General features: G+C 73.0%; 22 protein-coding genes. 14 read left to right on the top strand and 8 right to left on the bottom strand.

What is annotated here, in order from left to right; translation table 11 throughout:
* Positions 1-9: 9 nt before the first annotated feature.
* Positions 10-636 carry a 2-phospho-L-lactate guanylyltransferase gene (gene cofC, locus AC1DQC_RS03965; RefSeq protein WP_477049914.1) on the top strand — a complete coding sequence of 209 codons (627 nt, stop codon included), beginning with the start codon at positions 10-12 and terminating at the stop codon, positions 634-636.
* Positions 637-645: 9 nt separating this feature from the next.
* Complete coding sequence (locus AC1DQC_RS03970) at positions 646-1,698, top strand: zinc-binding metallopeptidase family protein (protein ID WP_477049915.1); 1,053 nt, start codon at positions 646-648, stop codon at positions 1,696-1,698.
* On the opposite strand, the gene cofD is transcribed toward AC1DQC_RS03970, so the two are convergent.
* The 5 genes from cofD to AC1DQC_RS03995 form a co-directional block, all read right to left on the bottom strand.
* The gene (gene cofD, locus AC1DQC_RS03975; RefSeq protein WP_477049916.1) at positions 1,695-2,633 is read right to left on the bottom strand and encodes a 2-phospho-L-lactate transferase; all 939 of its coding nucleotides are present in this window, start codon (positions 2,631-2,633) and stop codon (positions 1,695-1,697) included. The two genes, AC1DQC_RS03970 and cofD, sit on opposite strands and share 4 nt — an antisense overlap.
* Entirely contained in the window at positions 2,630-3,403 is a 774-nt protein-coding gene (locus tag AC1DQC_RS03980) for a putative F420-0 ABC transporter ATP-binding protein (RefSeq protein WP_477049917.1), read from the bottom strand. The genes cofD and AC1DQC_RS03980 overlap by 4 nt, the downstream gene beginning before the upstream one ends.
* Positions 3,394-4,413 (bottom strand): putative F420-0 ABC transporter permease subunit, encoded by a 1,020-nt coding sequence (locus AC1DQC_RS03985; RefSeq protein ID WP_477049918.1) that lies wholly within the window; start codon positions 4,411-4,413, stop codon positions 3,394-3,396. Before AC1DQC_RS03985 ends, AC1DQC_RS03980 begins: the two co-directional genes overlap by 10 nt.
* Positions 4,410-5,396: a putative F420-0 ABC transporter substrate-binding protein gene (locus AC1DQC_RS03990; protein WP_477049919.1), complete on the bottom strand. Its 987-nt coding sequence runs from the start codon at positions 5,394-5,396 to the stop codon at positions 4,410-4,412. The genes AC1DQC_RS03985 and AC1DQC_RS03990 overlap by 4 nt, the downstream gene beginning before the upstream one ends.
* 367 nt (positions 5,397-5,763) lie before the next feature.
* Positions 5,764-7,101 (bottom strand): aminotransferase-like domain-containing protein, encoded by a 1,338-nt coding sequence (locus AC1DQC_RS03995; RefSeq protein ID WP_477049920.1) that lies wholly within the window; start codon positions 7,099-7,101, stop codon positions 5,764-5,766.
* Positions 7,102-7,323: 222 nt separating this feature from the next.
* Here AC1DQC_RS03995 and AC1DQC_RS04000 point away from each other — a divergent pair, with 222 nt between their 5' ends.
* The 11 genes from AC1DQC_RS04000 to AC1DQC_RS04050 all read left to right on the top strand — a co-directional run bounded on the left by AC1DQC_RS04000 (position 7,324) and on the right by AC1DQC_RS04050 (position 20,237).
* A complete protein-coding gene (locus AC1DQC_RS04000) occupies positions 7,324-8,172 on the top strand; it encodes a nitrilase-related carbon-nitrogen hydrolase (protein WP_477049921.1) in 849 nt (282 codons plus the stop codon).
* 13 nt (positions 8,173-8,185) lie between these two features.
* Positions 8,186-9,607 carry a dihydropyrimidinase gene (hydA, locus tag AC1DQC_RS04005; RefSeq protein ID WP_477049947.1) on the top strand — a complete coding sequence of 474 codons (1,422 nt, stop codon included), beginning with the start codon at positions 8,186-8,188 and terminating at the stop codon, positions 9,605-9,607.
* Between the two features lie 11 nt (positions 9,608-9,618).
* Positions 9,619-10,635, top strand: a complete 1,017-nt coding sequence (locus AC1DQC_RS04010) for a TIGR03842 family LLM class F420-dependent oxidoreductase (protein WP_477049922.1) — start codon at positions 9,619-9,621, stop codon at positions 10,633-10,635.
* On the top strand, positions 10,632-11,570 hold the full coding sequence (locus AC1DQC_RS04015; RefSeq protein ID WP_477049923.1) for an ABC transporter permease: 939 nt from the start codon (positions 10,632-10,634) through the stop codon (positions 11,568-11,570). Before AC1DQC_RS04010 ends, AC1DQC_RS04015 begins: the two co-directional genes overlap by 4 nt.
* Positions 11,567-12,358: an ABC transporter ATP-binding protein gene (locus AC1DQC_RS04020; protein ID WP_477049924.1), complete on the top strand. Its 792-nt coding sequence runs from the start codon at positions 11,567-11,569 to the stop codon at positions 12,356-12,358. Before AC1DQC_RS04015 ends, AC1DQC_RS04020 begins: the two co-directional genes overlap by 4 nt.
* Positions 12,355-13,116, top strand: coding sequence for an ABC transporter permease (locus tag AC1DQC_RS04025; RefSeq protein ID WP_477049925.1), 762 nt, complete (start codon positions 12,355-12,357; stop codon positions 13,114-13,116). Before AC1DQC_RS04020 ends, AC1DQC_RS04025 begins: the two co-directional genes overlap by 4 nt.
* Positions 13,117-13,185: 69 nt before the next feature.
* Complete coding sequence (locus tag AC1DQC_RS04030) at positions 13,186-14,346, top strand: ABC transporter substrate-binding protein (protein ID WP_477049926.1); 1,161 nt, start codon at positions 13,186-13,188, stop codon at positions 14,344-14,346.
* 64 nt (positions 14,347-14,410) lie between these two features.
* Entirely contained in the window at positions 14,411-15,715 is a 1,305-nt protein-coding gene (locus tag AC1DQC_RS04035) for an aminotransferase class III-fold pyridoxal phosphate-dependent enzyme (protein ID WP_477049927.1), read from the top strand.
* Positions 15,716-15,752: 37 nt separating this feature from the next.
* A complete protein-coding gene (locus AC1DQC_RS04040) occupies positions 15,753-16,511 on the top strand; it encodes an SDR family oxidoreductase (protein ID WP_477049928.1) in 759 nt (252 codons plus the stop codon).
* A gap of 58 nt (positions 16,512-16,569) precedes the next feature.
* On the top strand, positions 16,570-18,417 hold the full coding sequence (locus AC1DQC_RS04045) for an ABC transporter ATP-binding protein (RefSeq protein ID WP_477049929.1): 1,848 nt from the start codon (positions 16,570-16,572) through the stop codon (positions 18,415-18,417).
* Positions 18,414-20,237 carry an ABC transporter ATP-binding protein gene (locus AC1DQC_RS04050; protein WP_477049930.1) on the top strand — a complete coding sequence of 608 codons (1,824 nt, stop codon included), beginning with the start codon at positions 18,414-18,416 and terminating at the stop codon, positions 20,235-20,237. The genes AC1DQC_RS04045 and AC1DQC_RS04050 overlap by 4 nt, the downstream gene beginning before the upstream one ends.
* 4 nt (positions 20,238-20,241) lie before the next feature.
* On the opposite strand, the gene AC1DQC_RS04055 is transcribed toward AC1DQC_RS04050, so the two are convergent.
* The 3 genes from AC1DQC_RS04055 to AC1DQC_RS04065 form a co-directional block, all read right to left on the bottom strand.
* Complete coding sequence (locus AC1DQC_RS04055; protein ID WP_477049931.1) at positions 20,242-22,326, bottom strand: PQQ-dependent sugar dehydrogenase; 2,085 nt, start codon at positions 22,324-22,326, stop codon at positions 20,242-20,244.
* 226 nt (positions 22,327-22,552) lie between these two features.
* Positions 22,553-23,308 carry a MerR family transcriptional regulator gene (locus AC1DQC_RS04060; protein ID WP_477049932.1) on the bottom strand — a complete coding sequence of 252 codons (756 nt, stop codon included), beginning with the start codon at positions 23,306-23,308 and terminating at the stop codon, positions 22,553-22,555.
* A 34-nt stretch (positions 23,309-23,342) separates the two neighbouring features.
* Positions 23,343-24,020 carry an HAD hydrolase-like protein gene (locus tag AC1DQC_RS04065; RefSeq protein ID WP_477049933.1) on the bottom strand — a complete coding sequence of 226 codons (678 nt, stop codon included), beginning with the start codon at positions 24,018-24,020 and terminating at the stop codon, positions 23,343-23,345.
* 36 nt (positions 24,021-24,056) lie between these two features.
* On the opposite strand from AC1DQC_RS04065, the gene AC1DQC_RS04070 reads away from it, so the two are divergent.
* Positions 24,057-24,572, top strand: coding sequence for a phosphoribosyltransferase (locus AC1DQC_RS04070; protein WP_477049934.1), 516 nt, complete (start codon positions 24,057-24,059; stop codon positions 24,570-24,572).
* The last annotated feature ends 98 nt before the right edge of the window (positions 24,573-24,670 follow it).

The raw sequence follows: 24,670 nt of genomic DNA on the forward strand, positions 1-24,670 counted from the left end.
GATGCGCCCGTGCGATGGGTCGTCGTGGTACCCGTGAAGCCGGCCGCCGACGGGAAGACGCGGCTGGCCGGGACGCTGTCCGCTGCCTCGAGGGAGCGGTTGGTGCGGGCGATGGCGCTCGACACGATCGTCGCCGCCGCGGCCGCCGACGGGGTCGAGCGCGTGGTGGTGGTGACGGACGACGGACCGTTGCGCGACCTGCTCGGCGAGTCCGTGGAGCTGGTGGACGATCCCCGCGGCGGTCTGAACGCGGCCGTCCGCGCGGGCATCGAGCGCGCGAGCCGGGGGGACGTCGGCGTCGCCGTGCTGCTGGGCGACCTGCCGGCGCTGCGGGCCTCGGACCTGTCGGACGCGCTGAGCATGGCCGCCGTGCACGACCGCGCCGTCGTCGCCGACGCCGACGGGACCGGCACGACCGTGCTCACCGCACTGCCGGGTCTGGCGTTGGACCCGCGGTTCGGTGCCGGGTCGGCCGCCGCGCACGAGCGTGCCGGGCACGTCCGGCTGGCGGTGCCGGCCGCGTCGACCGCGCGGCGCGACGTCGACGTCGCCGACGACCTGGCCGAGGTCCAGCGGCTGGGCGTCGGTCCCGCGACGCGCGCCGTCCTGGGCCTCGACCGGGACCCCGTGGGCTAGCGTCGGCGCGTGCTCCTCTACCGCTGCCCGCGCTGCGCGAGCGTCGCGTTCGTCGAGACCACCGCGTGCGACGCCTGCGGGCTGCAGATGGGGCTGCACCCGCCGACGCTCACCATGCGGCCGGCGCCCGAGCAGGGCACCGACATCGAGGGCACCTGGTGGTTCCCGTGCGCGAACCGGAGCTGGGGCTGCAACTGGCTCGCCGCCGCCGACTCGGGGTCCGGCCGCTGCCTCGCGTGCCGGCTGATCCGCACGCGACCCGACAACGACGACACCCTGGCGCTGGAGAAGCTGGCGACCGCCTCGGGCGACGAGCGCCGGCTGCTCGTCCAGCTCGCCGACCTCGGGCTGCCGGTGACGCCCTGGTACGAGCGACCCGGCGGGCTCGGCTTCGACCTGCTCTCGTCGCGGTCGAACGGCGCACGAGTCACGATCGGGCACGCGAACGGGATCGTCACGATCGACCTGGCGGAGTCGCTCGACGCGCACCGCGAGGCGCTGCGGATCAGCCTGGGCGAGCCGTACCGCACGATGCTCGGCCACTTCCGGCACGAGGTCGGGCACTACTACGAGTGGATCCTGGTCGAGCAGACGGGCTGGATCGACGAGTGCCGGACGATCTTCGGCGACGAGCGCGCGTCGTACCGCGACGCGATCGCCCGCCACTACCGCACGGGTGCACCGCGGGACTGGGCCGAGAGCTTCATCTCCGAGTACGCGACGATGCACCCCTGGGAGGACTTTGCGGAGTGCTTCGCGCACTACCTGCACCTCACGGGCACCCTGCAGACGGCGGCGGGCGGTCGGCTGACCGTCCAGGTCGAGGGCGTCCCGCAGATCGCCGACGGCGAGGTCCGCCCGCGCACCAGCTACGCCGACGCCACCATGGACGAGGTCCTGGCCGACTGGCTGCCGGTGTCGACGTTCCTCAACCGGGTCAACCGCGCCATGGGCAAGCACGACCTGTACCCGTTCACCATCTCGGCGCCCGTCGCCCGCAAGCTCGACTTCGTGCACCGCGTCGTCACGGCGTCGCGGGTGCCCCAGCCGCTGGGCTCCTAGACCAGGGCCAGCGCGTCCGCGGCGATGCGGGCGGTCGTCGGCACGTCGGTCATGAGGGTGTCGACCGCGCGCGCCTCGAACCCCGCCGCCCGCAGCGACGCGACCGCGTCGGCGTCGCGCTCGTCGACCAGCCACGCGTCGAGGATCCCGTCGGGCCGCCTGCCGTAGTGCTGCGCCACGGCGAGCGCGGTCGTCTCGACGCCGATCGCCGCGAGGCAGGCGTCGGCCATGCCCCGCACCGGAGCCCCGCCGATGACCGGGCTGATCCCGACCACCGGCGCGGCCGTGGTGCGCAGCGCCTCGCGCACACCGGGGATGGCCAGGATGGTGCCGACGGAGACCACGGGGTTCGACGGCGGGATCACGACGACGTCGGCGCCGGCGATCGCGGCGAGCACGCCGGGCGCGGGCCGGGCCGTCTCGACGTTCGTCTGCACGAACCGGCGCGCGGGCAGCGCGGCACGGTGCCGGACCCACCACTCCTCGAAGTGGATCGTGCGGCCGTCCTCGACCACCACGTGCGTCTCGACCTCGTCGTCGGTCATCGGCAGCAGCGTGACGCCCGGCCTCCAGCGCTCGGCCAGCCGCGCAGTCACGGCCGAGAGCGGCAGCCCACCCCGGAGCAGCTCGGTGCGGGCCAGGTGCGTCGCCAGGTCGAGGTCGCCGAGCGTGAACCACTCCCAGCCGAGTCCGTAGGCCTGCAGGTCGTCGCTCACGCGCCGGGACTCGTCGCGACGTCCCCAGCCCTGGTCCTCGTGCACCGCGCCGCCGAGGGTGTACATCAGGGTGTCGAGGTCCGGGCACACCCGGACGCCGTGCAGCCACATGTCGTCACCGGTGTTGGCGATCACCGTGATCTCGGCTCCGGGCAGCTCGCGCAGGCCGCGCGTGAAGCGCGCCCCGCCGACGCCTCCGGACAGGACGGTGATCTTCATCGGTTCTCCCTGGACGGTTCGTGGAACGCGATCACCGGACGGCCGGTCCGGGGGTGGGTGAGCACGTCGGCCTCGACGCCGTAGACGCGGCGCAGCAGGTCGGGCACCAGCACGTCGCGCGGGTGTCCCGCCGCGGCGAGGTGCCCGCCGGAGAGCACGAGCACGTGCTCGCAGAACGCGGCCGCGAGGTTGAGGTCGTGCAGGGCGGCGACGGTGGTCGTGCCCAGGTCCCGGACGAACGCGAGCAGGCTGAGCTGCGCGCTGACGTCGAGGTGGTTGGTGGGCTCGTCGAGCAGCAGCAGGTCCGGCTCCTGCGCGAGCGCGCGGGCGATCTGGACGCGCTGCCGCTCGCCGCCCGACAGGGAGGACCAGGGGCGGTCGGCGAGGTGGTCGGCCTGCGCGGCGACCAGGGCGCGGTCGGTGGCGGCCTCGTCGGGATCGGTGCCCCAGAGGCTCCGGTACGGGATGCGGCCGAGCGCGACGACCTCGCGGACCGTCAGGGGCACCGTGCTCGTCGACTCCTGCTCGAGCAGGGCGATCCGCTGCGCCCGACCCTTGCGCGGCAGGTGGTGCACGGGCGTGTCCTCGACCAGGACGGCGCCCTTCTCCGGCGGGAGCAGGCCGGCGATCAGCCGCAGGAGCGTGGTCTTGCCGGCTCCGTTGGGGCCGAGCAGGCCGGTCAGGTGGCCGGCGGGCGGAGTCGCGTCGATGCCGTCCACCACCCACCGTCCGCCCAGGCGGGTGCCGACGCCGTCGAGGGTCAGGTCCACGCCGACCCCTTCCCGCGCCGCAGCAGATAGGCGAACACCGGGACGCCGATGAGTGCCGTGACGATGCCGACGGGCAGCTCGCGCGGGTCGAACAGCGTGCGCGCGAGCGTGTCCGCCCAGACCAGGAAGACCGCACCGCTGAGCGCGGCGACCGGCAGGAGCCGGCGGTGCGCCGGCCCGGTCAGCGACGAGACGGCGTGCGGCAGGATCAGGCCGACGAAGCCGATGGCGCCGCTCACCGCGACCATCGCGCCCGTGAGCAGCGCGACCACCGTCATCAGCGTCCAGCGCGTGCGGTCGACGTCGATGCCGAGCGCGGCCGCCGACGTGTCCCCGAAGGCGAACGCGTCGAGCCGCGTGGCGCTCAGGAGCAGGACCGCGCCGACGACGAGCACCGCCGTCCCCGCGATCGCGACCGACCCCCACGTCGCACCCGCCAGGGAGCCGAGCAGCCAGTTGAGGATCTCGCGGTACGAGTCGCCGGTGGCCGTCCAGAAGATGACGAAGCTGGTCCCGGCCGCGGCGAGCTGCGAGACGGCGAGCCCGGCCAGCACGGTCCGACCCGGCGCGAGGGCCCCGCCGGTGCGGGCGAGCGCGAGGGTGGCGAMGAGCGCGAGCAGCGCCCCGGCGAACGCCGCGACGGGCAGCAGGACGCTCACGCCCACCACCAGCACCGCGACGGCGCCGAGCGACGCACCCGACGAGAGGCCGAGCAGGTACGGGTCGGCCAACGGGTTGCGGGTCAGGCTCTGCATCACGGCGCCCGCGAGGGCCAGCCCCGCGCCCACGGCGGCGGCCGTGAGGACCCGGGGGAGCCGCAGGTCCCAGACGATGGCGTCGTGCAGGCGCGGCACGGGTTGCACCGGCAGCCCGAGGTGCCCGCCGATGCTCCGCGCGACCTCCGCCACGCTGAGGTCGGCGGGCCCGATGGTGACGGCCACCAGGATCGTCACGATGAGCGCTGCCAGCCCCGCGACGACCAGCAGCGCCAGTGGTGTCCGGCCCTTCACCCCAGCGCGGCGAGCTGGTCGTCGAGCGACTTCACCGCGTCGGCGTTGCGCACGCCGGCCTCGGACGCCGGGAACGGGATGGTCAGGTAGCGGTGCTCCTTGACGGCCGTGAGCTGGTTGGTCGCCGGGTTGGCCTCGAGCATCTCGATCTTCTTCGCGGCGGTGTTCCAGGTGGCGTCGACGAGCACGATCACGTCGGGATCGGCCGCGACCACCTGCTCCCAGCCTGCGGACGTCCAGGTGTCGTGGACGTCGGCGAAGATGTTGGTGAGCCCCGCGGCGTCCATGATCATCTGCGGCGCACCGATGCCGGCCCCCACGTACGGGGTGTCGGAGCCGGAGCTGTACCAGAGGGCGGTGGTCTCGCTGCTCGGCTTCGTGGCGCTCGCCAGCGTGGCCTTCTGCTCCGCGATCAGCTCCTCCGCCCGGTCCTGCACGCCGAAGATGCCGGCCACCTCGCGGATCTCGTCGTCGACCTTGTCGAACGTCAGCGGGTCCGGCATGTAGCCGTCCTCCTTGCACGCCGCGGGCGACACGTACGTGCCGATGCCGAGGTCCTGCAGGCCGGCGCGGTCGCCGACGCCGTCGGCCGAGAAGTTCGACTCCCAGCCGCCGTAGACGAAGTCCGGCTCGAGGGCGAGCAGCGCCTCCTGGCCCGGCACCTTGTCGGACACGACGGGGATCTGGTCGTACGCCGCCTTCTGGTCGGCCGGCACCGGGCCGTCCGCGAACGCCGTGCCGATCATGACGTCCTGCAGGCCGAGCGCGAGCAGCATCTCGGTCGCCGTCGACTTGATGGTGACGACCTTCGTCGGCGGCGCGTCGACGGTGACCGTCGTGCCGCAGTTGTCGAGGGTCACGGGGGCGAAGGTCGTCGCGCTCGCGGTGGGCGTCGTCGGGGCCTCCGGCGCGCTCTGGGCAGCGCAGGCGGCGAGTGCCCACATGGTCGCGACGGCCGCGACGAGGATCCGAGTTCTGTGCATGGGGATGCGGGGCTCCGGTCAGCTGGTGCGCGCGGCGGCGGGTCGCTCGCGCGGGGGGTTGGGGTGCACGTCGCACCTCCGGAGGGCCGCCCACGACCGGGCGGCGCGACCCGACCACATCCGGTCGGGTTCCGCGCACAGAGTAGGCCTGTGACCTGGGAGGTCTGCAAGCGGAGGCTCCGGCGGGAGCGCCCGGCGCGCAGGTGGGCCGGCCGGCCGAGCCCGCCGACGGCGCCCGGTGGTGTCGAGGGCGCCCGGTGTACCGGGCGCCCTGGCGAGGACATGGCGCCGGCGACGGGCGGGAGGGCGCCGGCGCCGGGTCGCGCGGCGGCGGCTTCGGGTCACGCCCAGCTCGCGTGGGGGAGCGTCAGCTCGCCGCGGCCAGGGCGAGGGCGCGGGCGACCTCGTCGACCTCGGCAGCGAGGAGGCCGACGGTGACCCGGACGTGCGCGCTGGTCTCGACGCCGTCGTCGTCGTGGAGCGTGGCCGAGAACGGCGTGCCGGGGGCGACGCGGATGCCGGCGGCCTCGAGCCGGACCAGGGCGGTCCGCTCGTCATGGACCGGGAGCCAGAGGTTGATGCCGTCGCCCGGCTCGAGCGCGATGTGCTGGGCGGCCAGGGCCTCCCGCAGGGCGCGCCGGCGCGCGAAGTAGACGCGGCGCGCGTGGGCGACGGCCTCGATGGCGGCGCCGTCGGTGAGCAGGTCGACCAGGACGTGCTGCAGCAGCCGGCTGGTCCAGCCCGGGCCGAGCATGCGGCGGGCCACGAGCCCGTCGAGGACCGCGGCGGGTCCTCCGACGGCGGCGATGCGCAGGTCGGGGCCGTGCGACTTCGAGTACGAGCGGACGTGGACCACCCGGTCCGGCAGGAGGGCGCCGAGGCTGACGTCGCGCGCCGACGCTATCTCGCCGGAGTGGTCGTCCTCGACGACGAGCGCGTCGCGCCGGCGCAGGATCGCGGCGAGCTCGCGCGCACGCGTCGACGTCATGCTGACGCCGGTCGGGTTGTGGGCACGCGGCTGCAGGACGACCACGCGGGCACCACCCTCGAGCGCCCGGTCGAGCTCGTCGGGGCGCAGGCCCTGGCGGTCGAGCGTGACCGGCACGCGCTCGAGACCCAGCTGGTCCAGCAGGTCGAACAGCGGCGGGAAGCCGGGGTGCTCGACGGCCACGCGCGAGCCGTAGCCCGCCGCGCGCTCCAGGACGCGGCTGATCGCGTCGAGGGCACCGTCGACGACCGTGATCCGTTGGGGGGCGAAGGGCCACGACTCCCGCAGCAGCTCCTCGAGGGCGGGGACGACGGGCGCGGCCAGGTACGCGCCCGTGTCGGCGGCGGGCCGCTGCAGCGCGACCCGGGCGAGCGCCGGGCCGATCAGCGGGAGGAGCTCGGGGTCCGGGGTGCCGGTCGAGAGGTCGAGGCGCGCGGGGGCGCCGCCGGCCAGGTCGCGGTAACGCGGCGGCAACCAGCTCGCCGGGGGCGGCAGCACGATGGTGCCGGCCCGGCCGCGGGAGATGACGATGCCGACGGCGGCGAGCGCCTGCCACGCGCCGCTCACCGTCGCGGGGCTGACCCCGAGCTCGGCGGCGAGGGTGCGGACCGTGGGCAGGCGGTCGCCCGGCCGCAGGTCACCGCCCCGGACCAGGCGCGCCACCGTCGCGGCGATCCCGCGCGGGCTGCGGTCGTCGACGTACGGCGCGAGGTCCATGCGGGCCAGGATGCCCGTCGGCGCCCGGCCGTCCGGGCGGGTGCGGCTCTGTGCACCAGTGTTTACGTGAGCGCCGTCGATGTTCGCGCCGAGGTAACGGGGCGTAACGCCGCAGAAATGTTCAACCCCGACAGTCACATTCCAGGCTACGGTGCCAAGAACGGGCACTCAGGCGCCGCGTAGGGCTCCGAGGCCGGTCGAGATGAGATGCGGAGGAGCCCTATGACCGTCGTACGCGTCGCGTTCACCCAGGCCACCTGGACGGGCGACAAGGAGTCGATGACCGCGCTCCACGAGGCCTGGACCCGGGAGGCCGCCTCGCAGGGTGCGCAGGTCATCGCGTTCCAGGAGCTCTTCTACGGCCCGTACTTCGGGATCACGCAGGACACCGCCTACTACGACTACGCGGAGTCCGTGCCGGGCCCGACGACGGAGCGGTTCGCCGCGCTGGCCAAGGAGCTCGGCATCGTCATCGTGCTCCCGGTGTACGAGGAGGAGCAGCCCGGCGTCCTGTACAACACCGCGGCGGTGATCGACGCCGACGGCAGCTACCTGGGCAAGTACCGCAAGCACCACATCCCGAACCTGCCCAAGTTCTGGGAGAAGTTCTACTTCCGGCCCGGCAACCTCGGGTACCCGGTCTTCGAGACGGCCGTCGGCAAGATCGGCGTGAACATCTGCTACGACCGGCACTTCCCGGAGGGGTGGCGGGTGCTCGCGCTCAACGGCGCCGAGATCGTGTTCAACCCGAACGCCACGGCGCCCGGCATCTCCAACAAGCTGTGGGAGATCGAGCAGCCCGCTGCGGCCGTGGCCAACGGCTACTTCGTCGTCGCCAACAACCGTGTCGGGCTCGAGGACAACGAGTACGGCGACCAGGCCGTCAACTTCTACGGCTCGTCGTACGCGGTGGGTCCCGACGGCAACTACGTCGGCGAGGTGGGCTCGTCGACCGAGAACCAGCTGATCATCCGCGACCTCGACCTGGACCAGATCCGCGTCGTCCGCGAGCGGTGGCAGTTCTTCCGTGACCGCCGGCCCGACGCCTACGGCCCGATCGTGGCGCCGTGAGCGAGGGGAGCGACTGATGAAGACCCTCATCACGGGCGGCACCGTCGTCAGCGCGACGGGGCGCACCGCCGCGGACGTCCTGGTCGACGGCGAGACGGTCGCCGCGGTGCTGTCGCCGGGATCGACGCTGCTCGGCTTCGACCTGGCGGCCAACGTCGACCAGGTGATCGACGCGACAGGCAAGTACGTCATCCCGGGCGGCATCGACGCGCACACCCACATGGAGCTGCCGTTCGGCGGCACCAACGCCTCCGACACCTTCGAGACCGGCACCCGGGCCGCGGCGTGGGGCGGCACGACGACGATCATCGACTTCGCCGTGCAGCGCACGGGGGAGCGGGTGATGGACGGGCTCGGCGCGTGGCACGAGAAGGCGGCCGGCAACTGCGCGATCGACTACGGCTTCCACCAGATCATCGGCGGCGTCGACGAGGACGCGCTCAAGGCCATGGAGGGCCTGGTCGCTGAGGGGATCACCAGCTACAAGCTCTTCATGGCGTACCCCGGCGTCTTCTACTCCGACGACGCGCAGATCCTGCGGGCGATGCAGAAGGCCGCCGACCTCGGGCTGCTGACGATGATGCACGCGGAGAACGGTCCGGCCATCGACGTGCTGGCCGCGCAGCTGGTCGCGCAGGGCAAGACCGACCCGTACTACCACGGCATCGCGCGCGCCTGGCAGCTCGAGGAGGAGGCCACGCACCGCGCGATCATGCTGGCCGACGTCACGGGCGCCCCGTTGTACGTGGTGCACGTGAGCGCGAAGCAGGCGGTCGCCCAGCTGGCGTGGGCCCGCGACGCCGGCAAGAACGTGTTCGGCGAGACGTGCCCGCAGTACCTGTACCTCAGCCTCGAGGAGCAGCTGGGCGCACCCGGCTTCGAGGGAGCCAAGTGGGTGTGCTCGACCCCGCTGCGCTCGCGGGCCGAGGGGCACCAGGAGCACATGTGGCAGGCGCTGCGCACCAACGACCTCCAGATGGTGAGCACCGACCACTGTCCGTTCTGCATGAAGGGCCAGAAGGACCTGGGCGTCGGTGACTTCCGCGCGATCCCGAACGGGATCGGCTCCATCGAGCACCGGATGGACCTGATGTTCCAGGGGGTGGTCACGGGACAGATCACGCTCGAGCGCTGGGTGGAGCTGACCTCGACGACGCCGGCGCGCATGTTCGGCCTGTACGGGAAGAAGGGCGTGATCGCCCCGGGGGCCGACGCCGACGTCGTGGTCTACGACCCCGCCGGGCACACGTCGATCGGGGTGGGCAAGACGCACCACATGAACATGGACCACTCGGCGTGGGAGGGCTACGAGATCGACGGGCACGTCGACGTCGTGCTGTCCCGCGGGTCGGTCGTGGTGGACGGGTCCGGCTATCACGGGCGCGCCGGGCACGGCCAGTACGTGCCGCGCGGCCTGTCCCAGTACCTCCTGTAGAAGGGCGAACCATGGACTTCGGCGTCGTCCTGCAGACGAACCCTCCCGCCTCTCGGACCGTCGAGCTGGCGCGCCTGGCCGAGACCCACGGGTTCAGCCACGTGTGGACCTTCGACTCGCACCTGCTGTGGCAGGAGCCGTTCGTCATCTACTCGGCGATCCTGGCGGCCACGCGCAAGGTCATGGTCGGGCCCATGGTGACCAACCCCGCCACGCGGGACTGGACGGTCATCGCGTCGCTGTTCGCCACGCTCAACGAGATGTACGGCAACCGCACCATCTGCGGGATCGGCCGCGGCGACTCCGCGGTGCGCACGCTGCACGGCAAGCCGTCCAACCTGGCGACCCTGCGCGAGGCCGTGCACGTGATCCGCGAGCTGGCCAACGACCGGGCCGTCGAGATCAACGGCGCGAAGGTGCACTTCCCGTGGTCGCGCGGCTCGGCGCTCGACATCTGGGTGGCGGCCTACGGGCCGCTCGCGCTCAAGCTCACCGGCGAGGTGGGCGACGGGTTCATCCTGCAGCTCGCCGACCCCGACATCGCCGCATGGACCACCAAGGTCGTGCGGGACGCCGCTGAGCAGGCCGGCCGAGACCCCGACGCCGTGCAGTTCTGCGTGGCCGCCCCGATGTACATCGGCGACGACCGCCGGCACATGCGCGAGCAGTGCCGCTGGTTCGGCGGCATGGTCGGCAACCACGTGGCCGACATCGTCGCCCGGTACGGCACCGACTCGTCGGTGCCGAAGGCCCTGACCGACTACATCGCGGGGCGGCAGGGCTACGACTACAACGAGCACGGCCGGGCCGGGAACACGCACGCGGCCTTCGTGCCGGACGAGATCGTCGAGCGGTTCTGCATCCTGGGCGACGCGAGCGAGCACGTCGAGCGGCTCGAGGCCCTGCGCGAGCTCGGCGTGACGCAGTTCGCCGGCTACCTCCAGCACGACAACAAGGAGGAGACGATGCGCGTCTACGGCGAGCACGTCATCCCCGCGCTGGCGACCCCGGTCGTGGCCACCGCATGACCGATCTCGCCACGACGCTGGCGCCGGAGCGCACCGCACCGGTGCCCGTCCCGGTGCGCGGTCGGCGGGGGAGCGTCGGGCGGCGCGTCGTCGTCGGCGTGCTCGCCGTGGTGCTGCTCGCCGTGCTGTGGGAGCTGGTCAAGGTCGTCGTCCCCGACACCGGCGGCCACCTCGGCGGCGCGAGCCTGTTGCCGCGCACCGACGACGTCGCGATGCCGCACGTGTGGGAGATCGTGCAGCGGGTCCTGCAGCCGGAGACGTCCGCCACCGGCTCGCCGACCGTGCTGAGCGCGATGCTCGCGGCCTGCTGGTTCACGCTGCGCGTCGCGCTCGCGGGCTGGCTGCTCGGCTCGGTGGGTGGCCTGCTGCTCGCCGCGCTCATGCAACGGTCGCAGCTCGCCGAGTCCGCGCTCGTGCCGTGGGCGGTGCTGAGCCAGACGGTGCCGCTCATCGCGCTCGCACCGCTGGTCGTCGGGTGGGGCGGGCGGATCCACCTCGGCGGCCTCGAGTGGCAGCGCTGGATGTCGGTGGCGCTCATCGCCAGCTACCTGGCGTTCTTCCCGGTGACCATCGGTGCGCTGCGCGGGTTCCAGTCGCCGCCGGCGGCGCAGGTCGAGCTCTACCGGTCCCTCGCGGCGAGCTGGAGCCGCACGCTGCTCTCTCTCCGGCTGCCCGCCAGCGTGCCGTACCTGCTGCCGGCCCTGCGGCTCGGCGCCGCCACCGCGGTGGTCGGCGCGATCGTCGCGGAGGTGTCCACCGGCACCAAGGGCGGCATCGGCCGGCTGATCATCGGGTACGCCCAGTCGGCCAGCGGCGATCCCGCCAAGCCGTGGGCCGCCATCATCGCGGCCGCGCTGCTCGGGCTGCTCGCCGCCGGGCTCGTGTCCCTGCTCGGGCTCGGCCTGGGCCGCTACCGGTATGCGGAGGTCAGATGAGCGCCGTGGAGGCTCGGGGCGTCGGGAAGGTCTTCTCCTCCCGCTCCGGAGCGGTGACCGCGCTGGACGGCATCGACCTGACGGTGGCGGACGGTGAGTTCGTGTCGCTGATCGGGCCGTCGGGCTGCGGCAAGTCGACGCTGCTGCGGCTGATCGCGGACCTCGACGTCCCGACGTCCGGCACCATCACCGTGTTCGGCAAGACCCCGCAGCAGGCCCGCGAGGCGCAGGACTACGGCATCGCGTTCCAGCAGGCCGGGCTCCTCCCGTGGCGCACCGTCACCGCGAACGTGGAGCTGCCGCTCGAGCTGCACGGCGTCGGCAAGGCGGACCGCGCGGCGCGGGTGGTCGAGCTGCTCGACCTGGTCGGCCTCGGCGACTTCGCCGGCCACTTCCCGCACCAGCTCTCGGGCGGCATGCAGCAGCGCGTCGCGATCGCCCGCGCCCTGGCGGAGCGGCCGAGCATGCTCCTCATGGACGAGCCCTTCGGGGCGCTCGACGAGATGACGCGCGAGCGGATGCAGACCGAGCTGGTCCGGATCTGCGCGGAGAGCGGCGCGGCCGTCGTGTTCGTCACGCACTCGATCCCCGAGGCCGTGTTCCTCTCGCAGCGGGTGGTCGTCATGTCGCCGCGGCCGGGCCGGATCAGCGCCGTCGTGCCGGTGGACCTCGGCGCCGACCGCGGCGAGGGGCTGCGCGAGGACGCCGCGTTCTTCGCGGCGGTCACCGCCGTCCGGGAGGCGCTGCACGGAGCCCCCGTGACCGMGCGCGGCGTGGACACGCGATGACCGCCGCGACCGCCCGTCGTTGGCTCGCGCCGATCGTGCTCGGCGTGGTCGCGCTCGTCGTCTGGCAGGCGGTCGTCGTCGGCACCGGCATCAAGCCCTACCTGCTGCCCAGCCCGACGGCGATCGTCGAGCAGCTGCTGCTGGTCGCGCCGCTGGTCTGGCAGGCCGCACTCGCCACCGGCATGAACGTGCTGGTCGGGTTGCTGGTCGGCAGCGTGGTGGCCATCGGCGCGGCGATCGTGGCGGCGCGCAGCCGGATGGCGGACACGCTGCTGTCGCCGACGGCGGCCGCCCTGAGCGTCATGCCGATCGTCGCGCTGGCGCCGGCGCTGAACACGATGTTCGGCACCACGTCGACGACCCCGCGACGGCTGGTGGTCTCGGTCGTCGTCTTCGCGCCGGTGTTCGTCAACACGCTGCGCGGCCTGCGGCAGGTCCAGCCGGTCCACCGGGACCTGCTCCGGGCGTACGCCGCGACGCCCCGGCAGATCACGCGGACGGTGACCATCCCCGGCGCGCTGCCGTACCTGTTCACGGGCCTGCGCATCGCGTCCTCGACGGCCGTGATCGCGGCCATCGTCGCCGAGTACTTCGGCGGCCTGCAGAACGGCCTCGGCTCCCGGATCACGTCGGCGGCGTCGAACAGCGCCTACGCCCGGGCCTGGGCCTTCGTCCTCGGCGCCATCCTGCTGGGGCTCGTGTTCTACCTCGCGACGCTCGCACTGGAGCGCGCCGTCGCGAGGCGCCAAGGGGGCTAGCACGTCCGCCTGTCAGCGAGGCCAGGCCGGCCGAACACACGCACAGCACAGCCAACGAGAGGATTGACGATGAGACTCACCAGGCGTACTGCGTGGGGCGCGGCCGCGGTCGGCGTCGCCGCCGCGCTCGTCCTGTCCGGGTGCAGCTCCGACGACGGCGGGGACTCCGGCGACGAGCCCTCGATGAGCTCGGAGGTGCTGATCCCCGTCAAGCTCCAGCTGCAGTGGTTCACCCAGGCCCAGTTCGCGGGCTACTACGCGGCGGTCGACCAGGGCTACTACGTCGACGAGGGGCTCGACGTCCAGATCGTCGAGGGCGGCACGGACATCGTGCCGCAGTCGGTGCTGGCCGACGGCTCGGTCGACTACGCGATCGCGTGGGTGCCCAAGGCGCTCGCGTCGCGCGAGCAGGGCGCCGGCATCACCGACGTCGCCCAGATCTTCCAGAAGTCCGGGACCCTGCAGGTCGCGTTCAAGGACAAGGACATCACCACCGCGGCCGACCTCGAGGGCAAGAAGGTGGGCAACTGGGGCTACGGCAACGAGTTCGAGCTGTTCGCCGGCATGACGAAGGCCGGCCTCGACCCGGCCACCGACGTCACGCTGGTCCAGCAGCAGTTCGACATGAACGCGTTCCTGGCGGGCGACATCGACGCCKCGCAGGCCATGACCTACAACGAGTACGCGCAGCTGCTCGAGGCCGAGAACCCCGACACGGGCGAGCTGTACACGCCGGACGACTTCACGGCGGTCAACTGGAACGACGAGGGCACCGCGATGCTCCAGGACGCCATCTGGGCGAACTCCGACAAGCTCGCGAACGACAAGGACTACCAGGACCAGACCGTGAAGTTCATCAAGGCGAGCCTCAAGGGCTGGATCTACGCGCGGGACAACCCGGAGAAGGCCCGGGACATCGTCGTCGCCCAGGGCTCGCAGCTGGGCAACAGCCACCAGCTGTGGCAGACCAACGAGATCAACAAGCTGATCTGGCCGTCGCCGGACGGCATCGGCCTGATCGACGAGAAGGCCTGGAAGCAGACCGTCGACATCGCGCTCAAGACGAAGAACGACCAGGGCGCGACGGTCATCACGCAGGAGCCGGACAAGGACGCGTACACCAACGAGTACGTCGAGAAGGCGCTCGCCCAGCTCAAGGACGAGGGAGTCGACGTGTCCGGCGAGGACTTCGAGGCCCTCGACGTCACACTCGAGGCCGGCGGCAAGTGACCCCTCGCGCGCGGGCGTCGGCAACGGCGCCCGCGCGCGGGCCAGCACCACGAAGGAGCACCCCATGACCACCGACGACGACGCCACCGCGCTGCGGCTCGACCGTGACCACGTCTTCCACTCGTGGTCGGCGCAGGCCCACCTCAACCCGATGGTCATCGCCGGGGGACTGGGCTCGACGGTCTGGGACCACGGCGGCCGGCGGTACCTGGACTTCTCGAGCCAGCTGGTCAACACGAACATCGGCCACCAGCACCCGCGCGTCGTCGCGGCCATCCAGGAGCAGGCCGCGACTCTCACGACCGTCGCGCCCGCGACGGCCAACCTCACGCGCGGCCGGGCGGCGCAGAAGGTGCTGAGCCACGCCCCCGAGGGGTTCAGCAGCGTCTTCTTCACCAACGGCGGCGCCGACGCCAACGAGAACGCGATCCGGATGGCCCGCCTGCACACGGGCCGCGACAAGATCGTGTCCGCGTACCGCTCGTACCACGGCAACACCGGCGCGGCCGTCGTCGCGACGGGGGACTGGCGCCGCGTGCCCAACGAGTTCGCGCGGGCGCACGTGCACCACTTCGGCCCGTACCTGTACCGCTCGGAGTTCTGGGCGACCACGCCGGAGCAGGAGAGCGAGCGCGCCCTGCACCACCTCGAGCGCGTCATCCAGGCCGAGGGCCCGGGCTCGGTCGCGGCCATCCTGCTGGAGACCATCCCCGGCACCGCCGGCGTGCTGGTGCCGCCGCCGGGCTACCTCGCGGGTGTCCGCGCGATCGCGGACCGCTACGGGATCCTGCTCATCCTCGACGAGGTCATGGCCGGCTTCGGCCGCACGGGCCAGTGGTTCGCGTTCGACGGGTTCGACGTGGTCCCGGACCTCATCACCTTCGCCAAGGGCGTCAACTCCGGCTACGTCCCGGCGGGCGGCGTGATCCTCAGCGACGCGATCGAGGCGACGTTCGAGGACACGGTGTTCCCGGGCGGGCTCACGTACTCGGGGCACCCGCTGGCGATGAGCTCGATCGTCGCGACGCTCGACGCCATGGCGGACGAGGGCATCATCGAGCACGCCGCCGCGATCGGCCGTGACGTCCTCGGGCCGGGCCTCGCGGAGCTCGCCGAGAAGAACCCGCTCGTCGGCGAGGTGCGGGGGCTCGGCGTGTTCTGGGCCGTGGAGCTGGTCAAGGACCAGGTCACCCGCGAGCCGGTCGACGCCGCCCTGATGGGCCGGATCAAGGCCGGCGCCCTGGCCCGCGGGCTCCTGCCCTTCCTCGCGGACAACCGCGTGCACGTGGTGCCGCCGTGCGTGGTCACGGCCGACGAGGCGGCGACCGGTCTCGCCCTGCTGACCGAGGTCCTGGCCGAGGTCGCCTAGCCTTCTGCGTAGTCCCCACCATCCTCTGGAGTCCTGCATGAGCACGAGCACGCCCCGACGCGCCCTGGTCACGGGCGCCTCCTCCGGCATCGGAGCCGCGACGGTCCGCCGGCTGCGCTCCGAGGGCTGGGACGTCGTCGCGACCGCCCGGCGCGCCGACCGGCTCGCGGAGCTGGCGGCCGAGACGGGCGCCGACACGGTGGTCGCCGACGTGACGTCCGACGCGGACGTCGCCCGCCTCGCCGCGCATGTGGCCGAGGGCGGCCCGCTCGATGCGCTGGTCAACAACGCGGGCGGCGCGTTCGGGCTCGACCCCGTCGAGTCGTCGGACCTCGAGCACTGGCGGCAGATGTACGAGCTCAACGTGCTGGGCACGCTGCGGGTCACGCAGGCCCTCCTCCCGCACCTGCGCGACGGGGACGGCGGCGACATCGTCGTCGTGACCTCGACGGCAGCGCACGGCACCTATGAGGGCGGCGCTGGCTACGTCGGCGCCAAGCACGCCGAGCGGATGCTCGCGACGACCCTGCGCTGGGAGATCCTCGGCGAGCCGATCCGGATCATCGAGATCGCGCCGGGCGCCGTCGCCACCGAGGAGTTCTCGATGGTGCGGTTCGACGGCGACAGCGAGCGGGCGGCCGCCGTCTACGCCGGGTACGAGCCCCTCGTGGCGGACGACATCGCCGACGCCATCGCCTGGTCGCTGAGCAGGCCCGCGCACGTGAACATCGACCTGCTGGTGGTCCGTCCGCGCGCGCAGGCGAGCAACAACAAGATCGCGCGCACCGGCGCCTGACCGTCCCGAGGGTCGGATCGGTCGGGCAACTGTCGGAGGTCGTACGTAGGGTGCAGGGGTGCCTTCTGCTCCACCCGCACGGTCCGCCACCCCCGACTCCACCACCCGGGTCCTCCTGCGCCTGCGCCACTGGGCCCGGCCCGCGCTGCCCCGGATCGCGCTCGGCGGCCTGACCGCGCTCGGCGCCAGCCTCCTCGCCCTGGCGGTGCCGCAGGTGCTGCGCGTCATCGTCAACGGTCCGCTGCTGAGCCAGGGCTCGCAGCGGGGAGTGGTGCTCGGCGCGCTCGTCGTGCTCGCGCTCGGGGTGCTCGAGGCGTTCCTCGTCTGGTGCCGGCGCGCCCTGATCCTCACGCCGGGCACCGCGGTCGAGCGAGACATGCGCACGGATCTGTTCCGCCACCTGCTCGACCTGCCGGTGGAGTTCCACGACCGCTGGTCGGGCGGGCAGCTGTTGTCCCGCGTGATGTCGGACCTCAGCACCATCCGGCGGTGGACGGTGTTCGGCCTGGTGATGCTCCTGGTCAGCTCGACCACCGTCGTCGTCGGCATCGCGCTGATGATGTGGACCAGCTGGGTGCTCGGGCTGGTCTACCTGGTGGGCGCGGTGCCCATGATCTGGCTCGGGTTCCGCTTCCGCGAGAACTACAAGGTCGTGGCGCGCCAAGCTCGGGACCAGGCGGGCGACCTCGCCACGACCGTCGAGGAGTCGGTGCACGGCATCCGCGTGCTCAAGGCGTTCGGGCGCGGCGACGACGCCCTGGAGGACTTCGCGCGGCAGGCCGCCGCCCTGCGCGCGGTCGAGGTGCAGAAGGCGAGCACGCAGTCCCGGGTGTCGTTCGCGCTGAGCGCGATCCCGGAGGCGATCCTCGCCGTCTCGCTCGGTCTCGGCGTCGTGCTCACCTCGCGCGGGGAGCTGAGCGTCGGCGCGCTCGTCGCGTTCTTCGCCACGGCGGCTGTGGTCAACAGCCCCGTGGAGCGGCTCGGCATGCTGCTCGCCATGACGCTCGACGCCAAGGCAGCGACCGACCGGTACCTCCAGGTCATGGACACAGGCTCGGCGGTGCGCGACCCGGCGACGCCGGCGCAGCTGCCGCCCGCCGACCCGGCGGGCTCGCGCGTCGAGCTGCGCGACGTCCACTTCGGGCACCCGCGCGGCGTCGACGCCGAGGGGCACCCGCGAGGTGGGTCCGACATCCTCGCGGGCATCGACCTGGTGCTCGAGCCGGGCGAGACCATGGCGCTCGTCGGGCTGACGGGGAGCGGGAAGACGACGCTGCTGCAGCTCGTCCCGCGGCTCTACGACGTGACCGCGGGCAGCGTCCGGATCGACGGCGTCGACGTCCGGGACCTCACGCGGGCCGACCTGCGCGCCGCCGTGTCGATCGCGTTCGAGGACCCGATCCTGTTCTCGGCGTCGGTGCGCGAGAACGTGCTCCTCGGCACCGACCTGGCCGGACCCGAGGCKGACGAGCTGGTMACGGAGGCGCTCGACGTGGCGCGGGCCGGCTTCGCGTACGGGCTGCCGGACGGGCTCGACACGGTGATCGGCGAGGAGGGGCTCAGCCTCTCGGGCGGTCAGCGGCAGCGCGTGGCCCTGGCCCGCGCCATCGCCGTCCGGCCGCGCGTGCTGCTGCTGGACGACCCGCTGTCCGCGCTCGACGTCACGACGGAGGCCGCCGTCACCGCACGGCTGCGCGACATGCTCACGGGGACCACCACCCTCGTGGTGGCGCACCGGCCGTCGACGGTCGCCCTGGCGGACCGCGTGGCGGTGCTCGAGGACGGGCGGATCACGGGGGTCGGGCGGCACGCGGACCTGCTGACCAGCCACCCGCACTACCGGTACGTGCTCACCGCGCTGTCGGCGCTCGACGACGCGGACGACCTGACGGCGGTGCCCCGATGACCGCGACCGCCAGCCTGCTGACCTCCGAGGGGTTCGAGGACGAGAGCACCAAGGCCGAGTCGCGACGGATCCGGCGCCGCTCGCTCGCGCTGCTCGGCCTCCTCCTGCGGCCCGTCGCTGGGCCTGCGTGGTGGACGGCCGCGCTGGTGGTGGGCTCGCAGCTCGCCGCGGTCGCCGGTCCGGCGCTCGTCGCGTACGGCATCGACCAGGCCCTCCCGGCGCTCACCGCGGGTGACGCCGGGCCGATCACGCTCGCGACGCTCGGGTACCTCACCGCCGCCCTGCTGGGCGGCGTGCTCACCGCGGCGACCGTCCGTGCGTCGGCGCGGGTGAGCCAGACGATGCTGCTCGACCTGCGTCGCCGGGTCTTCCGGCACACGCAGCGCCTCAGCCTGGAGTTCCACGAGAAGTACACGTCGGGGCGGATCATCTCTCGGCAGACCTCCGACGTCGACGCGCTGCGCGAGCTGCTCGACGGAGGCGTCACCACGCTGGCCTCGAGCGTGCTGGCGATGGTGTTCACCGCGGTGTCGCTGGTGCTGCTCGACTGGCGCAGCGGCCTGGTGCTGCTCATCGCGGTGGTCCCGGGCGTGGTGCTCACCCGCTGGTTCCAGCGCCGCTCGCAGCTGCAGTACCGCAAGCAGCGGACGGCGGCGGCGCGGCTCATCGTGCGGTTCGTCGAGACCATGACGGGCATCCGCGCCGTGCAGGCGTTCCGCCGCGAGCCCCAGGTCGAGGGCGTCTACGGCGGGCTGGCGGAGGACTACCGGGGCTCCACCGCGGAGTCGATCCGGCTCAACGGCGTCTTCGACACCGGCCTGACCCTCATCGGGAACGTCACGGTCGCCGCGGTGCTGCTGGTCGGCGGCCTGCGCGCGCTCGACGGCGGGATCGAGGTCGGCGTGCTGGTCGCGGCGGTGCTGTACGCGCGCCGGTTCTTCAGCCCGCTCCAGCAGATCGGCATGTTCTACAACTCGTTCCAGTCGGCGACGGCGGCCCTCGAGAAGGTCGCGTCCCTGCTGGCCGAGGAGCCGACCGTGCCCGACCCGACGCACCCGACGAGGCTGGCGCACGCMCGCGGCGACGTGCGGTTCGACGGCGTGGAGTTCGGCTACGGCACGGGCCCGACCGTGCTGCCGCACGTCGACCTGCACATCCCCGCCGGCCAGTCGCTCGCGCTCGTGGGCGAGACGGGCGCCGGCAAGTCGACCATCGCCAAGCTGCTCGCCCGCTTCTACGACGTCCGCGAGGGCGCGGTCCGCCTCGACGGCCTCGACCTGCGGTCCGTCGATCCCGTGGACCTGCGGCGGGCGGTCGTCATGGTGACCCAGGAGGCGTACCTCTTCTCGGGGTCCGTCGGCGCGAACATCGCGCTCGGCAAGCCGGGCGCGACACCGGAAGAGATCGAGGCGGCCGCTCGGGCGGTCGGCGTGCACGACCTCATCGCGTCGATGCCGGACGGGTACGACACCGAGGTGGACAAGCGCGGCGTGCGGCTCTCCGCCGGGCAGCGCCAGCTCGTGTCGTTCGCGCGTGCGTTCCTGGCCGACCCGGCGCTGCTCATCCTCGACGAGGCGACCAGCTCGCTCGACGTGCCCGGGGAGGCCCTCGTGCAGCTGGGCCTGCAGACGCTCCTCGCCGACCGCACCTCGGTGGTCATCGCCCACCGGCTCTCGACCGTCATGGGTTCGGACCGGGTGCTCGTCATCGAGGGCGGCCGCATCGTCGAGGACGGCTCGCCGGACGGCCTGGTCGCGGCCGGCGGTCGCTTCGCCGAGCTGCACGCCGACTGGCAGCGCTCGATCCGCAGCACGACCTGACCACCTAGCCGCCCAGGGTCACGTGCAGGATCTTCTCGTTGCTGTTGTTCGGGATGCTGTCCTTGTCGCCGACCGTGCTGGTGGTCAGCCACAGGCCCCCGTCGGGCGCCGGCTCGACGGTGCGCAGCCGGCCGTAGGTGCCGTTGAAGAACACCTGCACGTCGGTCAGCGATGACCCGCTGATGACCTCGCGGTACATCCGGGTGCCCCGCTCGCACGCGACGTACAGCACGTCGCGCACGATCGCGATCCCCGAGCAGGAGCCCTCGGCGGTCGGGTAGGTCCGCTTGGGGGCGATGTACCCGGCGGTCCCGCAGGTCCCCGAGGTGCCCTCGCACGCGGGCCACCCGTAGTTGCCGCCCTTGGTGATGAGGTTGGTCTCGTCCATCACGGAGTTGCCGAACTCCTGCTCCCACAACCGACCCTGCGAGTCGAACGCCAGCCCCTGCGGGTTGCGGTGGCCGTAGCTCCACACGTAGTTGCCGAACGGGTTGTCCGACGGCACGGTCCCGTCGGCGTTGAGCCGCAGGATCTTGCCGTTGAGGCTCGACACGTTCTGCGCGTTGTCGCCGTTCTGGGCGTCGCCGGTGCTGGCGTAGAGCTTGCCGTCCGGCCCGAACCGCAGGCGGCCGCCGTCGTGGAACTTGTTGCGCAGGATGCCCGACAGGAGCACCTGCTCGGTGCTGGTGACCAGCGCGTTGTTCTCGAGCTTGATGCGCACGATCCGGTTGTCGGTGGGCGACGTGTGCATCAGGTAGACCCAGTGGTCGCTGGCGAAGGTGGGGGACAGGGCCAGGCCCAGCAGCCCGCCCTCGCCGTCGGTGCTCTGCACGTTCGGCACGGTGCCCACGGTGGTCGTCACGCCCGTGGCCGGCACCAGCCGGGCGATCGTCTGGGCGTCGCGTCGGGTGTAGAGGATCGAGCCGTCCGGCAGGGTGGCCAGGCCCCAGGGGATGTCGGTGTCGGTACCGACGACCGTCACCCCGCAGACCGAGGTGCCGCACGCCGCGCCCGTGGTGACGGTCGTCGACGCGGACGCCGCGGAGGCGTTGCCCTGGCCGTCGCGCGCCACGACGGAGTACGTGTACGCCGTCGCCGCGGCGAGGCCGCTGTCGACGAAGGTCGTGGCCGGCGGCACGGTCGCCGTCCCCGTCACGGTGCCGACCGCGATCCCGCCGCGCAGGACGGTGTACGTGCGGACGCCGGTGTTGTCCGTGGACGTCGCCCACGTCAGCGTGACCGTGGTGCCGGAGACCGACGCCGTCGGCTTGCCCGGCGCGCTCGGCGCCTGCGTGTCCGTCTGGCACTGCGGCGGCGTGATCGGCACGGTGGCGCTCGCCTGCGACACGTTGCCGGCGGCGTCCCGCGCGTTGACGAACAGCGCCCACGTCACCCCGGCGACGACGGTCAGGTTGACCGAGAGGGTCGAGCCGCTCACCGAGGTCATGAGCTGGCCGTCGTGGTAGACGTCGTAGGCCACGACCCCGACGGCGTCCGTCGACGCGTTCCACGCGAAGGTCACGGCGCTGCAGGTCAGGTTGCTGACCCGCGGGTTGCCCGGGACGGTCGGCGGCGTGGTGTCGCGGGTGCGCAGCGACGTCGTCCAGCTCTGGTTCGTCTGGCCGTTGCAGGTCCACAGGCCGACCGCGGTGCCGTTCGCCGTGCCGCGGCCCGTGACGTCGAGGCACAGGCCCGACTGCTGGCCGATGATCGTGCCGTTGGCCTGCAGCGTCCACCGCTGGTTCGCGCCGCCGTTGCAGGGGTAGATCTGCACGACGGCCGGCGCGGTGGTGTCCTGCCCCGCGACGTCCAGGCAGGTGGCGGCGTCGTACACCTGGAGCTCGCCCGCCGTCGTCAGGGTCCAGGACTGGTTGGCGCCGCCGTGGCAGTCATAGACCGACACGCCGGTCTTCGCGGTCCGCGCCGCACCGTTGACGTCCAGGCACCGACCGGAGCCGACCCCCACGATCGTCGCCGGTCCCGCCACCACCGCGGCCGGGGCAAGCGCGGGGGCCGGTCCCGCGAACGTGACGACCATCGCCGCCATCGCCAGGAGTGCCGCCGCTACCCGTCGAGAGATCCACCGCATCGTGATGCTCCTGCCGCGCCGTCGGGGAGGTGCCGGGCGACGGTCCAGTCATCGCCGCCGGTCACTCTGTCGCACATCCCGACAACTCGCACGGCGAGCCGGCGAGGTGCCCGCCGACCGTCCGCGCCGGCGGGCCGACCGCCGACGGCGCCACCTCGTGCTCGCGGCGCCCGGTAGACCGGGAGCCGTCGGCACGACGTGGCGCCGCCGACGCCGCGCGCGTCCGTCAGAGGTGCCGCGCCGCGTACTCGTGCAGCGCGTCCCGGACGAACGTCGCGCCCTGCTCGCCGCCGTAGTTCGCCGCGAACCGCGGGTCGGCGACGTACATCTCCGCGAGCCCGACGATGTACTCCTTCACCGGCGTCGACCCGTGCCCGGGCGTGCCCGGGATGCTGCCGAGCCAGGCGACGTGGCGGCGCGCGAGCTCCTGCGCCTCGTCGGACGCGGGGTCGGCGCCGGCGGACGCCGCGGCGGCCCACTCGGTGGCGAGTCGCGCGGTCGTCGCCTTCCAGGCGGCGCGCTCGTCGTCGGTCATGCCCTGCCACCAGGCGTCGGAGGTGGCGTAGGCGTCGGCGCCCCAGCGGCGCTCGACCTCCTCCTTGTGCTGGGTGTGGTCGAACCCGTCGAACATGTCCTCGGCCATGAGTGGCCCTCCGTTCTCTCGTGCGGTGATGGTCCGTTCGACGGAGGCGGCCTGCCGCTCCAGCCGGCGCTGCTCGCTGCGCAGCCAGTCGAGGTGGGCGCGCAGCGCGGCCGTCTCGTCCTGCTCGTGCGTGAGCACCCGCCCGATGTCGGGCAGCCCGAGCCCGAGCCCGCGCAGCAGCAGGATCCGCTGCAGCCGCACGAGCGCGCGGTCGTCGTACCAGCGGTACCCGTTGTCGCCGACGCGGCTGGGCTCGAGCAGCCCGATCGCGTCGTAGTGCCGCAGGGTGCGGCTCGTGGTGCCCGTCAGCCGGGCGACCTCCTGGATCGATGCCTCCATGCCGTCCACGGTAGGAGTTGACGCAGCGTCAAGGTCAAGCGCGCGAGGCAACTCCGCCGCCGAGGCGCGCCAGCACGGTGCGTCGCAGCTCGTCGACCGTCCCGACGACGGCCACCGCACCGGCGGCCTCGAGCTCTCCCGGCGCCGCGTATCCCCAGGTCACGCCGACGCAGTCGATGCCGTGCTCGCGGGCGCCGTGCACGTCGTGCTCGCGGTCCCCGACCATCAGCGTGGTCGCGGGTGACGGCGCGTGCGGCTCGGCGGCCAGGGCCCGGGCGATCACGTCGGCCTTGGTGCCGGACTCGTCGAGCGGCGCGCCGAAGACGCCGTCGACCAGCGGGGTGAGCCCGTGGTCCACGCAGATCGGCACGGCGAAGACCTCGGGCTTGGAGGTCGCGACGACGAGCCGGCAGCCCGCGGCGCGCAGGTCCGCGAGCAGCTCCGGGACGCCGTCGAACACCGTCGCGTCGTGCATCCCCGTGGCGCCGAAGTCCTCGCGGTACGCCCGGACCAACTCGCCGATGCGGTCCTCGGGCACCCCGTGGGCGCGGAGACTGTCGCCGATCGGCGGCCCGACGAACGTGCGGAGCTCCGCGGGGCTCGGGACGGGCAGGCCGCACCGGCGGTACGCCACGGCGATGGACGCCGTGATGCCCGGGATGGAGTCGATGAGCGTTCCGTCGAGGTCGAGGAGGACGAGGGGAGTGGTCACGTCCCGATCATGCCCGGAGCAACCTACGCTGGCCGCATGGCGACCACGGAAACGGCACCCGGCCAGCAGCTGCCCGTCGAGCGGGAGGTCCTCGACTGGGAGCTCTTCGGCACCGCGGCCCGCGAGCTCGCGCAGACCGTGGTGGACGACGGCTTCGTGCCGGACATCGTCATCGCGGTGGCCCGCGGGGGACTGCCGCCCGGCGGGGCGATCGCGTACGCGCTCGGCACCAAGGCCGTCGGCACGCTCAACGTCGAGTTCTACACGGGCATCGACGAGCGCCTGCCCGACCCCGTCGTGCTGCCGCCGCTGCTGGACACCGACGCCATGCACGGGCTGCGCGCGCTCGTCGTGGACGACGTCGCCGACACGGGCGAGACGCTGGCGCTGGTGCAGAGGCTGATGACGCAGCACTGCGCCGAGGCCCGCACCGCGGTGCTGTACGCCAAGTCGCGGTCGATCATCGAGCCCGACTACGTGTGGCGCCGCACGGACCGGTGGATCACGTTCCCCTGGTCGGCGCTCCCGCCGGTCGTCGCGAACCCCGCCTGACCTGCTCCTTGCGTTACCCTGGGCCGCACAGGCGTCGACCCGGCCATCACCGGTGAGCCTCCGGAAGAACGGGCCCTCACAAGCCCCAGTAGAACCGG

This window comes from Cellulomonas sp. P4_H12 (assembly GCF_056400905.1).

Coding starts and splice junctions, on each gene's coding strand:
- AC1DQC_RS04035 (WP_477049927.1), top strand. CDS start 14,411: ATGACCACCGACGACGACGCCACCGCGCTGCGGCTCGACCGTGACCAC.
- cofD (WP_477049916.1), bottom strand. CDS start 2,633: ATGAAGATCACCGTCCTGTCCGGAGGCGTCGGCGGGGCGCGCTTCACG.
- AC1DQC_RS04000 (WP_477049921.1), top strand. CDS start 7,324: ATGACCGTCGTACGCGTCGCGTTCACCCAGGCCACCTGGACGGGCGAC.
- AC1DQC_RS04070 (WP_477049934.1), top strand. CDS start 24,057: ATGGCGACCACGGAAACGGCACCCGGCCAGCAGCTGCCCGTCGAGCGG.
- AC1DQC_RS04040 (WP_477049928.1), top strand. CDS start 15,753: ATGAGCACGAGCACGCCCCGACGCGCCCTGGTCACGGGCGCCTCCTCC.
- AC1DQC_RS04055 (WP_477049931.1), bottom strand. CDS start 22,326: ATGCGGTGGATCTCTCGACGGGTAGCGGCGGCACTCCTGGCGATGGCG.
- AC1DQC_RS04015 (WP_477049923.1), top strand. CDS start 10,632: ATGACCGATCTCGCCACGACGCTGGCGCCGGAGCGCACCGCACCGGTG.
- AC1DQC_RS04010 (WP_477049922.1), top strand. CDS start 9,619: ATGGACTTCGGCGTCGTCCTGCAGACGAACCCTCCCGCCTCTCGGACC.
- AC1DQC_RS04060 (WP_477049932.1), bottom strand. CDS start 23,308: ATGGAGGCATCGATCCAGGAGGTCGCCCGGCTGACGGGCACCACGAGC.
- AC1DQC_RS03990 (WP_477049919.1), bottom strand. CDS start 5,396: ATGCACAGAACTCGGATCCTCGTCGCGGCCGTCGCGACCATGTGGGCA.
- AC1DQC_RS03995 (WP_477049920.1), bottom strand. CDS start 7,101: ATGGACCTCGCGCCGTACGTCGACGACCGCAGCCCGCGCGGGATCGCC.
- AC1DQC_RS04025 (WP_477049925.1), top strand. CDS start 12,355: ATGACCGCCGCGACCGCCCGTCGTTGGCTCGCGCCGATCGTGCTCGGC.